The 12046-nt window shown below is 57.8% G+C and carries 5 protein-coding genes and 1 pseudogene; 2 read left to right on the top strand and 4 right to left on the bottom strand.

Annotated elements, in window-relative coordinates; genetic code table 11:
* The first annotated feature begins 140 nt into the window (after nucleotides 1–140).
* Nucleotides 141–437, top strand: coding sequence for a DUF736 domain-containing protein (locus IZV00_RS02595; protein ID WP_196225640.1), 297 nt, complete (start codon nucleotides 141–143; stop codon nucleotides 435–437).
* A gap of 944 nt (nucleotides 438–1381) precedes the next feature.
* Nucleotides 1382–2074 (top strand): annotated as a pseudogene (locus IZV00_RS02590) (ArdC family protein); the annotation flags it as partial.
* A gap of 148 nt (nucleotides 2075–2222) precedes the next feature.
* Here the strand turns inward: IZV00_RS02590 and IZV00_RS02585 are convergent.
* From IZV00_RS02585 to IZV00_RS02570, 4 genes are all read right to left on the bottom strand, one after another.
* On the bottom strand, nucleotides 2223–3239 hold the full coding sequence (locus IZV00_RS02585; protein WP_196225639.1) for a glycosyltransferase: 1017 nt from the start codon (nucleotides 3237–3239) through the stop codon (nucleotides 2223–2225).
* Between the two features lie 212 nt (nucleotides 3240–3451).
* Complete coding sequence (locus IZV00_RS02580; RefSeq protein ID WP_196225638.1) at nucleotides 3452–7897, bottom strand: beta strand repeat-containing protein; 4446 nt, start codon at nucleotides 7895–7897, stop codon at nucleotides 3452–3454.
* Between the two features lie 495 nt (nucleotides 7898–8392).
* The gene (locus tag IZV00_RS02575) at nucleotides 8393–9784 is read right to left on the bottom strand and encodes an HlyD family type I secretion periplasmic adaptor subunit (protein WP_196225637.1); all 1392 of its coding nucleotides are present in this window, start codon (nucleotides 9782–9784) and stop codon (nucleotides 8393–8395) included.
* Entirely contained in the window at nucleotides 9781–11928 is a 2148-nt protein-coding gene (locus tag IZV00_RS02570) for a type I secretion system permease/ATPase (protein WP_196225636.1), read from the bottom strand. Before IZV00_RS02570 ends, IZV00_RS02575 begins: the two co-directional genes overlap by 4 nt.
* Nucleotides 11929–12046 lie beyond the last annotated feature (118 nt).

The raw sequence follows: 12046 nt of genomic DNA, 5'->3' as shown, positions 1-12046 counted from the left end.
TGCATCGCGAAACAAAATGCCGGCGCTTCGGGTCCTTCGCTGCCGCTGCGGCGCGTCTCGCATGCCGTCACCGCGCCTCCGTCCCTCCCGGCGCCATCGAGGTCGCGAAGGGCGCGGCCTCCCGCAAAAGGAGAATGAACATGGCTATCATCGGTACACTCACCAAGACCCAGGAGGGTTTTGCCGGCACCATCAGGACGCTGACACTCGATATCGGCGTCACCCTCCGTCCGGCAGAGAAGGAAACCGACAAGGCGCCCGACTACCGCTTCTACGCCGGCGATGCTGATGTCGGCGCGGCTTGGCAGAAGGTCTCCGCCGCAGGATCGGAGTATCTATCGTGCAAGTTTGACGATCCAAGCTTCCCCGCTCCGGTCTACGCCTCGCTGGTCCTGCGCGAGGATGGGAAGACCTGCGACCTCATCTGGTCACGATAAGCCGTAGGGGCGCCCCGCAAATCCGGGGCGCCCATTTTGCCTGGAGCATAGGAAGCGAGATGGGGCGCTGCTCTCCGTTCTGAGCCAAATGCCCTGACCATAGAGACTTGCTTCACGCCTCCGGACAGATCATCATATGGACAGCCCGGCGGGTGAGCTTGCCGACGGGTCAGGTCATGCTGACGTTTTAAGCCGCGTCCTCATGGCCGCCCTTCTGCGGACGGCGGCATGTCCTCCGATAGGCAAGGACATGGCCGTTGGTCCGTTGGCCGACGTTTTAACCCGGTTGCTTCACGACCATGGGCGCCCCATGCACGCATGGCGCCTGATCCTGGGGTCAATCGTCAATCCATCGGCTCATCCAGCCGGCCGACAATCCCGATAAGATCGCCACGGCCGCACAGGGCTGGCAAAATTCGCCTAACCGAACGCCTCGGCATGGATGTTTGCAAAGATGCTGCCCAGCACAAGGATGCGAACAGATGCCCACCGACCTTCCTAGGTGACATTCCACCAACCCCCTCGTGGCCGCAGCGTCCTCTTTTGAGGTCCAATCCATAAATAGCGTCACTCCGGCGCCTCCTTCCGACCGTGCTCTAGGGCTTCGCCCCCAAGCCCCTCCGGGTCTTGGCCTGCGGTTACGATCACTTGCGCGACGCCCCGTCCTGTGGACCGGGCTTATTCATGGTCGCCGCGGCGCTTGCCGCGACGGCGTGATGGTGAGGCCTCTCCCGAGACGCGGGAGCGGGCGTCGCTCCCGGATAGTCCCGCCGCGGCCTGCGGCAACCCCGGCGCTACGCTTGGGGTGCTCCATGTGCATTGCGCCCCTGCCGGTGCCGCTGGCCGCTCCAGCGGGCCTTCCCGTCCGCTCATCGCCGCCCACCCCCGCTTTCCGGGGAGGCCTTGCGGCTTTTGGGCAGGCTTGGAGGACAGGCATGAACCAGATGATCAACGGAAAGGCCCGTTCCGCTCCCGGAGCGAGGAAGGAACGCAAGTTGCGGGCAGCAGATGGTGAAGGCACCAACCGCAAAGGCCTCTACGAGGAGGTCACAGCCAAAATCATATCGCAGCTGGAAGAGGGCCGCCTGCCATGGGTTCAGCCATGGGACAGCACCGCCTGCGCTGGACCCGCGCTGCCCCGCAACGCCATCACCGGCCGCCCCTATTCGGGCATCAATATTCTCATGCTCTGGGGCGCGGTCATCACGAACGGCTGGCCCTCGCAGGGCTGGCTCACATATGGCCAAGCGTTGCAGGCAGGCGGCAATGTTCGCAAGGGCGAACAGGGGACGATGGTGGTCTATGCCGACCGGTTCGTGACCGACGAGGAGAAGGCGCGGGTCGCTGCGGAAGGTGGGCAAGCCAGGACCATGGCCTTCCTCAAGCGCTTCACCCTGTTCAATGTAGCGCAATGCGAGGGGCTTGATCCCGACCTTGCGCGCGATCCCCTTCCCCTCCGGGAACGTGAGATCATCCCGGTTGCCGAGGAGGTGATCGCCGCCAGCGGCGTTGAATTCCGGATCGGCGGCGACGCAGCCTATTATGTTCCGTCAGCAGACTTTGTGCAGGTGCCGCCGCAACCGGCTTTCTACGAGCAGGTCGATTATTACCGCACTTGTCTGCACGAACTGATTCATTATGCCGCGTTTAGGATTATGCCGCATGACCGTGCCGAACGCCGGATTTCCGCGGATCAGCGATGCAGCGGGTCGGCATAATTCGCGATAGTTTGGCACATTGATATTTTCCATTGGCCATAATTGAACCCGCGTTTCTGCGGAAAATTCAACGGAGGCCATTGGATGTCGACAGAAGCGAAGTCAGCGTTTCTTGTGGAGATCGGGTTACCAATTCGGATAGGCTTGGCGGTTGAGAGGGGCATGCCAATGCCCGTTGAATTGCAGTTGCAACATTTTGTGAACTGATCGGGAATGTTAAAACCGCACCTGCCCCAGACGCCGATATGGCGGTTGCTATAAGGGATTTTTCAAGATCAGCAGGGCAGATGATTTGGGGAACGCCCTGAACCAGGGCCTGTAATGCCGTACCCAATCCCCCATGATGAACGATCAATCGGCATCCAGGCACTTCAGCACGGAAATCGATCGGCGTTGGGCTCACCTGTAAATTGCCCGTCTCAGGATAACGCGCACCGCCAAAATAGGCATATTGTTGCATCGGGACCGCATGGGCCACCTTTATCAGCGGCTGTATGGCTGGATGCTTCATGGGCAAATAGATCAAAACCATATCCCTGGAAGGGACAGCATCTTTGGAAGGCGGCTCTATTTCCGGTGACCAGTGAAGAGCTTCATCTCTGCAAAAATTGTAAGGATCGAGCATTTTGAGCGTGCAGATATAGTTTGCCACGCCTCGCAGCAAGGCGGGGAAATGCACGATATTGCGCTTCGCCACGCGTTCAACGGCGTCCAGGATGTGCGCACTGGCCAGTTTGATTTGACTTGCATCGCCAGTGGCTAGAAGGGGCGGCAGTTCCGCCCTATCAGGTGGCACGGTCCAACCGTTGCCGATCACGATGACCGGCAACCTGCCACTCGCCGCAATGTTCAGACTGGGCGCTGCATCCGACAGAATGACCGAAGGCTGCACCTTGCCGATCAAGCGTTCCCAGGCTCTCACCACCGGTCCCAGCAATTGGGGATCGGCAAAGCCGATCTGGGCCAAGATTTCGGCAAGGGATGAAATTTTGCCGATGCTGGGGCTACGATGCAGGAAAATCGGAGCCTGGACGATGGAAAGCCGCCCATCGTCCAATTCCGCGCGGAAGTCGGCGAATTGCATGGTTGCCAAACGGACGTTCCGCATCGCCGCAACGACCGTCCAGCCCGCCTGAAGATATGTTGCGATAACAGGCCGCAGGCGTTGGATGTGGCCGTTGCCAGCCCCCAACTCCCATCCAATCAGAACGGACGGCATTCATAATCCGATAGGGGGTTTCCAGAGGCGGGATTGCCGCCTCTGGATTGACATTGATCCGGGAAATTCCCCAAGGCCTATCGACCGAACCATTTCGAACCTGCCACGAAATCAGCCCGGTTTTCCATCCAGCTCTCATGGCTGGCGAAGTCACTGGTTCCTCGGTCGCCGAAGAAGCCGGCGATGGCTTCGCTGAGTTGCGATGCCGCCTTGTTAATGGATGCATTCTGCGGGTTCCCGGTGTCGTAGCTTAAGGCCACATCGCTGAACGATCCGGTAGTTCCGTTGGTCCGGGTAAAGGAGCCGGTGTTGACGGTGAGATTTTCACCCCATTCCCAATTCCGATTGACCGCCGTGCCAGCAAGATCGATCGAGGCGACACCCGCCTTCTGGAGCGACATGATCTCCTTCTTGTCGACCCGGCCGTTGCCATTCCGATCCCGCCAGACCTTGAACTGCGCGAAATGGTCGTCGGCTGAGGAGAAGATGCCATCCCCATTGCTGTCGAACGCACGCAGGCCATCGAGGTCGGATTTCGCGCCATCCTTGTCGCTGGTGAAGCTCAACTCGCCGCCATTGGTAACGGTCCCGTTGCCGTCCCTGTCGATAAACAGGAAGCCATCATCCTTCCCGATCCAACCCGTCTGATTCTTGATGCCGTCGCCATCCCAGTCGAACGCCACCTTCGTCCTGCGATTATCGACGAGACTGACGCCATTGCCGTTGAGGTCCAACACGATAGGCGAGGAAATTCCCGCTTGCACGCCACCCTGAAACTCCACGACCTCGATGCCATAGAGGGAGTCCGAACCTTCATCTCCATCAACGGTGGGATCGTTGTCGGTGATGGTCACGGTGCCATCGATGGTAGCAATCGAAAAACTGGACTGGAGGCCAGCATAGACCGCGACATCGGCGCTCCCATCCTCACCGGCGAGCAAATCGTTGCCGGCGCCTCCGATCAATCGGTCATCGCCCCAGCCCCCGACGATATAATCCGCACCGCCCATCCCGGAGAGGGCGTTAGCGTAGTCGTTGCCATATATTTCATTGTCGAGATCGTTGCCTGTGCCGTCCAAGGCAGCATCGCCGCCCAAATACAACCCTTCGACATTGTCGGGCAGAACGAAACTTATGGTGGAGGAGACACCATCCCAACCCTCATCGGCTACCTCGACGATGATATCTCCGGCATTATCGGCGTAATAGAAATCGCTACCGCTGCCTCCGGCCATCAGGTCCGCGCCGGCGGCGCCGTCGATACTGTCATCGCCATCGCCACCATAAAGACTATCGTCTCCAATGCCTCCGATAAGGGTGTCGTTCCCGGTGGTGCCATATATCGGCGGCACAGCGGGCTCATCAGCCATATCCTCCGTGCCCGCAATGGTAATCGTGAGAGTCGAGGACGAGGTGGCGCCCGCCGTGTCCGTGACATGATAGTCAGCATTGATGACAAGGCTCTGTCCGGCTTCCAGATAATTATAGCTTGCGGCAGTGGGATCGAAGCTCCACTGGCCGTTTGCCGCCAGGACCAATCCGTCCACCACATCATCGAGCTTGAACTTCAGAACATCGCCCGCATCAGCATCGGTCGCCACCAATGTTCCGCGCACGAGCGCAGCGTCCTCAATGGCAGTAGCTGTTGCGGCTTGGGCGACAGGGGATGTATTCCCCATTGCAGCAGAAACAAGATCGCGAATTTGGGTTCGTGTCCAAATCGTGCCGTCAGCGAATTTGATCGTGCTGATCCCGTGCGTGTTGCCGTCATCCTGCTCGAACTGCTTGGTGACATTCACCGATGCCCCGGTCGAGTTGACGGTCACAAGCAAAGCGTCGCCCGATCGGCTGAGAGACACACCATCCGCATTCACATTTGTGAGTTCGAGGGTGTCGTTGCGGTTGTAGCCGAATCCCCAATCATTGATCTCATCATGACCATCGGCGCTCGAAAAGCGGAATGTACCCGCGCCGCTGCCGCTGACTGTGATAGTGTCATCGCCACCTGCGCCATTGACGATGAAATTACCGCGCGGAGGTCGAAGAAAGTCAGCCGATGCCGTGCCATTGACGGTCACTTGCGCAGCGGCGATCACTGAACTGGCGGCGGCTAGCCAATCGGTCCGCATCATTGCAGTGCCATCGGCGAACAGGATGCGATCGACGCCGTAGCCTTCTCCTACAAGTCCATCACCCAGCGAAATCGATCCGGTCTGGTTCGCGAAGGAAAGGGTCAGCCCTGCGCCGTCGTTAGCAATAGCGAATCGCAGATCCGCTGGCGATATACCGGCACCCAGTTGCAGGGTGTCGAAGCCGTCGGACGCATCAGAGCCGACGATTGTGTCGTCACCGTCCCCGAGATTCCAGACATAGGTATCGTTGCCTTGGCTTTCCTGGACACTGTCGTTGCCGCCGCCGCCATCGACAAAATCATTTCCCTTGCCGGGGTTGAAATTCTCGTCGTCTGGGGTGCCGGAAAGATTTTGGTCTGGCGGGGGAGGTGGAGTTCCAATCGGAGCCGCCTGCAGATAAGTGGCGTTGACATAGTCGCGATACTCATCCGCATAATGTCGCGCTGAAAGATAATTGGCACTAAAAGGAAAATCCTTCTTGTATCCCCAGGTGTCGAGCATGATTGGGAGCGAGTTTATACCGAGTGCGGCTTGCGCCAGTTGATCTGACAGGGCCGCCTGCGTTAGCACCGTGCCGTCAGCAAACGTGATTGAACCAAGCTTTCTGGAATTGCCCGATGTGTCGTAGGTACTCCCGCTAGGACCAATATTTTTACCGTTTTCCAGAAATGTGATCTGATCACCAGTCTGGCTTATCCGGACGGTGATGAACTGAAGAAATAGGCCATCGTTCCCCGTACCGTATATGCTATGCCCGCCCGCGATGATCTCGATATCGTCCTGGTTGAGGTTCTGGAGCGCCAGGGTGTAATCGCCGTCGCCCGCGTCGAACTCGACGACATCGCTGCCGCCGCCAGCGCCGAACTTGATCGTGGCGGATTGCGATTTGAGATGGATCACATCGTTGCCAGCACCGCCGTCCACGGTCGCGTCGAGGCCACCTACGGTGATATTGTCATCGCCACCCTTGCCATCGACCAGATGGTCGTGTTCGCTTTCGTCGGAGATGAGATCGCTATACTCTGAACCGATAATGTCGGTGTTGAAGTTCAGGAGGTTGATCTTTCCACCAGCGCCGCTCCGGCTACTGATATAACCTCTGCCGGAGGTCTGATCGATTTTCACGGTCATGCCTGCAAGGTCACTGGAATCCTTGGCATCAATAATATCGGCTACGCCTGCCTGACCGCCATTCGCATCAATGGTAAGATTGTAGCCAGATGGAATGGAACCCTTATAGATGATCTTATCCGCGCCAACCGTACCCTTGATATTTTCAATGGAATGTAAGGTATCCGTGCCCCCTAATCCATCTTGTACAGTTAAAATTGGCGCAGATGATGTACCATCAAAATTGATACTTATGGTTTGGGAGCTAAGATTTGAGGAATAGTCTGCCGTATCATTGCCAGAGCCACCCGACAGGATATCGTCCTGTATGCCCCCTGTTATGCTGTCAGATCCGTCCCCTCCGACAAAGAAGGCCCCATGAGTGTAGGGAGGAACGCCGGTCAGCAGCCCAACGTGACTATCATAGTTGAGGGAATCACCTTCGGAAGATCCATATATGATATCTTTCCCGTTGTAGGTGTATTGTATTGCTTCGCTGTTGATGAGCTGCTGGGCCAAGGCGGCAACTGCTACGCTATAAGCAGATAGTGCTCCCACCGTTCCAGCAATTGCAGCCGCAACATTCGCAAAGACATAATCGGGCTTAACGAAATTTTGGAAATCGGCTTGCGTGTACACGTCGCCCACATGAGAAGCGTCCCATTGAGCCTTAGTATCGGCACCAAATTTCAGAAGCACTTTCTCGCCAATATCATAAGGATCGATTACTGGAGCGAGAATAGTATCATTGATGATTTGAACGGCTTGTTGTATAGGTGTGCTGCCAGTTTGAAAATCAAAATCGGTATCGTGTGGCCTCACTGACCCGTTCTCAATAGACAGGGATCCATCTGCACCCCAAACAAATGTGGTTTGCCCACTGAGAACAAAAGATGTAGACCCCCATATGAAGGCTCTATAAGCAAAATCAGATTCAGTTATGCCGGCAGTATATTGGTAAACAACAAACCTAGCAGATTCTGGCGGTTCCCCACCTGTATACAGGGCAGTCAACGGCAGCCTAGTAACACCATTGCTATCTGTCGTGCCAAGGTGCTTTTGCTGATCCAGTCCGCCGCTGAAAAAACTGGATACAATATCGGCATCTGCTAGATGCGCAAAGCGCCCCACCGTATTCATGTAAGATGCTGTATCGACGTACTGCTCGACAGCTACTCCATCGAGAGCAGCGGGACGAAGCCGCTGATCCGGCGAGGACGGCATTTGATCACTGCCATATAAGTACTTATTGAGGATGAACTGGAATGTTAATGGATCCATTGTAAAAGTCCTCTTTAAGATAGTGCGTTTCCGATATTTGATCTAATACTTTTAAGCACTTATTAAATATTATCTTAGACGTCCGGACTTTTGTGCCGTCTGGGCTATTAAATATAATGTGCGTTCGTAAAGCGTATGAAGCCCGATTCCGCGGATGCGTGAATATATGTGAGTAGATGCTTGATTTAAGAGGCTGGACAGAACAGCAACCGCTCGCGATATACGCCGCCATATTCTGATCGCCTGTCCCCACTTCTGTGCTTGGTAGCCAAATCTCTGTGCTTCGTTGGGCTACCTCTTGGACGCTCGGAAGTGCTCGCTCGTTTACTCTACAAGTCGGATCCTTGAGAAACCCACAAGCACTGAGCGAAAAAACGATTAGCAGAGCCTTTGCTGTGGAAAGATCGATGCACTTAGTTATAAAGCCTTGCCCTTCGAAGGTAATGAATTTCATCTCGATGATCTCCGTTGGCCCGATTTTTTACAGCGATCCTTTCATCTTTCCCTCGCCGAATCGCGAATAGTTTCATTTATTGGACTAATAAGATAAGTCAGAATGGAGCGTCTGCCTGTTCGTATATCTGCGGTCGCAGATAAACCCGCATCCAATTTGAAATTGCCAATCGCGCCCTTGGTATTAGGTTTGAGTATTATGCGTGCAGGATAGACGAAACCAAGCTTTTCATCTTCGATGGCATCCGACCCGATGCTTTCCACATGGCCGGGGATGGTGCCGTATCGAGTGAATGGGAACGCTTCGAGCTTGATGGCCACCGGCTGGCCTTCCTTCACAAAGCCAACATCCTTGTTGAGAATCTTGACCTCGGCGATCAGCGAGCCACCTTTCGGCACCACCACCATGATCGGCTTGGCCGCTTCAACGACGCCACCGATAGTGTGAATGGAAAGCTGCGTAATCGTCCCGTCCACAGGCGCGATGAGGCGCTGCAAACTGCTGCGCTGCCTGCTCTTGGTCAATTCCTCCTGGCGCAGCCGTGCATCTGCCTCCGCTTTAGCAAGGTCGGTGAGGATGCGTGTGCGCGCTTCGGCCTTGCTCTGGGCCATAGTGCTGGAGGCACTAGAGGATTGCGCCTCGGCCTTGCGCGCGGTTGCCAGCGCCGCCTCACGATCCCGGATGGTCGCGAAGCGTTGCCGCCGCATCTCGATGACCTTGAGCTTGGCGGCATAGCCCTTGGTAAGCAGTCCTTCATAGGCATCGAGCTGCTGGTCGAGGAGTGGGATGGTCTCGGTCAGCTTGGCCGCCTGCACCAATGCTTCGGAGCGCGCCGCCCTTGCCGCCTGAAGGTCCGCGGACCGACCCGAAGCGGACGCCTCGATTGCAGTGAGTTCCGCTGCCGCCAGAGATCGCTGGGTCGCGACAAGCTGCGGCGCGGTTCCCTGCGGGGCGATGAAGTCGAGGCCTTTGCCATCCAGGGCTGAAAGCACCGCCCTGGCGCGCGCGACGTCGAAAAGGGCCGTTTGCAATGCCGCTTCCGCCTGAACGGTCTCGGCCGCCGATACGGTCGGGTCGAGTTCGACCAGCACCTGCCCCTTGCGCACATACTGCCCATTGCGGACATGGATGGCGCGGACGATCCCTGCCTCGACCGGCTGAACCAGCTTCACATTGTCCGCCGGGATCAGGCGGCCCGGCGCCGAAGCCACGACATCGACCTTGCCGAAGGTCAGCCACAGGATCGTCAGAGCAAGGCCGATGAGCAAAAGCCATGTGCTCGCTCGGGCAGTGGGCGACACAGGCTGCTCGACGATTTCCAACGCTGCGGGCAGGAAGGTGACGTAATCGACCCTGGTCAGGTTTTTCGCTCTTCGCCTTTCATCGGCAAGGGCAGCGCGAACCACATCCCAATGTTGCGCGATGCTATTCATGCCACACCCTCGCTCACGCCCATCTGGCGCCGGTGCAGGCCAGCATAGCGCCCCCCTTGCCGTAGCAGTTCGTCATGCGTGCCGACTTCGACGATCCGTCCCTTCTCCAGCGTCATGATGCGGTCGCATTGACGGATGGCCGAAAGCCGGTGGGCGATGATGAGGACCGTGCGCCCCCGCGCCATCGCCCGCAGATTGCGCTGGATGATTTCCTCGCTTTCCGCATCCAGGGCCGATGTGGCTTCGTCGAGGATAAGAATGCGCGGTTGCGTGACCAGGGCGCGGGCGATGGCGATGCGCTGGCGCTGTCCGCCCGACAGATTGACGCCGCGTTCCTCGATGATGGTGTCATAACCTTGGGGCAGGCCGACGATGAACTCATGCGCGCCCGCAAGTTGCGCGGCCGCCATCACCTGTTCCAGTGGCATGGCGGGATGGGCAAGCGCGATATTCTCGCGGATCGAGCGGTTGAACAGCAGATTCTCCTGCAGCACCACACCGATCTGGCGACGCAGCCAACTCGGGTCGATCTGGGCGATATCGACGCCATCGATGAGGATGCGTCCCGCTGCCGGGGTATAAAGGCGTTGCAGCAGCTTGGTGAGGGTGGACTTGCCTGATCCTGACGACCCGGCAATGCCCAGCGTCCCGCCTGCTGGGAGGTGGATGTCGATATCCTCCAGCGTCCATGGCCCGTCCAGGCCATAGCGGAATTTGACGCCTTCGAAGCGGATCATGCCCTTGATCTCGGGCAGGGCGACGCGGGAACCCGCGCCGGGCTCGACCGGCTGGTTGAGAACATCGCCCAGCCGGTCGATCGAGAGCCTGACCTGCTGGAAATCCTGCCAGAGCTGGGCCATACGGATCACCGGCCCGGAGACACGCTGCGCGAACATGTTGAAAGCGACCAGCGCGCCCACCGTCATGGCCCCGGCTATCACCTCGCGGGCGCCGAAAAAGAGGATCGCTGCCAAGCTGAGCTTAGAGATGAGCTGGACGGCTTGGCTGCCTGTATTGCCGAGATTGATGACCCGCTGGTTGGCGGCGCTATAGCCGGCGAGTTGCCGCTCCCACCTTTCCTGCCATTGAGGCTCGACGGCTGAGGCCTTGATGGTCTGCATGCCCGACACGCTTTCCACCAACAGGGCATTGTTAGCCGAGCCACGTTCAAACTTCTCGTCCAAGCGATGGCGCAACGGGCCAGTGACGAGCAACGACACCGCGACATAGGCGGGGATGGTGGCAGCGACGATCCAGAACAGCGTTGGGGAATAGATCCACATCGCTACCAGGAAAACGATGGTGAAGACAGGGTCGATCAGGACCGACAGCGATGCGTTGGTCAGGAACTCACGAATGGATTCAAGCTGGCGGATGCGCGTCACCGTGTCGCCGACGCGACGGCCCTCGAAATAGGAAAGAGGCAAGCCCAGCATATGCCGGAAGAGCTTCGAACCCAGTTCGACGTCGAGCTTCTGGCTGGTTTCCGAATAGAGCCGGGTCCGCAGCCAACCAAAGGCCACCTCCCAGAGAGACACCGCCACGAAGCCGACCGACAACACCTCGAGGGTCGCCAGCGTGTTGTGGACCAGCACCTTGTCGATGACATTCTGGAAGAAGAGCGGTGCTGCAAGGCCGAGAAGATTGAGCGCCAGGGTGATCAGCAGCACTTCGCCGATCAGCTTGCGGTAGCGCACCACCTGCGGGATGAACCAGCGGATATCGAAGCGGCCCGCCGCACCGCCCACGCTCTCCCGCGTGGTCAGCAGGACGATCTCGCCCGACCAGATTGCATCCAGTTCTTCCCGTGACAGTCTCTCGACATTGGAACCGGGACGTTGGATCAACGCTTCGGCATCGGAGGCACGGCCGATCAGGAACCAGCCCTCGGCCCCGTTGGCCAGTACCGGCAGGGCTTGCCGGGCTAATCTATTGAAGTCGATGCGAGTCGAGCGGGCGCGGACGCCGTCCTGACGCTTGGCGAGTCGGAGAATGTCTTCTGCTGTCAGCGGATCGTGATGCCCGAGTTCATGGCGCAATTGCTGGGGATCGACGGCTATTTTATGAACGGCCAACAGCGTGGCCAGCGCGCAAACGCCGCTGTCAGCACCCGTAGAGGCACCTGCAAATCCCCTGTCCATCATCACCCCTGCTCGACGCAGACCCCAGCGCCGTGGCCATGGGTTTCATATTTTCAACCGCCGTTCAATCCAATTCGCGGTGCGGACAGAAATTTCATCTCTATATTTCAAACCATTATGG

The sequence above is a fragment of the Sphingobium sp. Cam5-1 genome, from assembly GCF_015693305.1.
GTDB lineage: Bacteria > Pseudomonadota > Alphaproteobacteria > Sphingomonadales > Sphingomonadaceae > Sphingobium.
This window is presented reverse-complemented; position numbering and strand designations above follow the sequence as displayed.

Excerpts from the sequence above, each read along its gene's own strand:
- IZV00_RS02595 (WP_196225640.1), top strand. The coding sequence starts at position 141 with ATGGCTATCATCGGTACACTCACCAAGACCCAGGAGGGTTTTGCCGGC.
- IZV00_RS02585 (WP_196225639.1), bottom strand. The coding sequence starts at position 3,239 with ATGCAATTCGCCGACTTCCGCGCGGAATTGGACGATGGGCGGCTTTCC.
- IZV00_RS02580 (WP_196225638.1), bottom strand. The coding sequence starts at position 7,897 with ATGGATCCATTAACATTCCAGTTCATCCTCAATAAGTACTTATATGGC.
- IZV00_RS02575 (WP_196225637.1), bottom strand. The coding sequence starts at position 9,784 with ATGAATAGCATCGCGCAACATTGGGATGTGGTTCGCGCTGCCCTTGCC.
- IZV00_RS02570 (WP_196225636.1), bottom strand. The coding sequence starts at position 11,928 with ATGATGGACAGGGGATTTGCAGGTGCCTCTACGGGTGCTGACAGCGGC.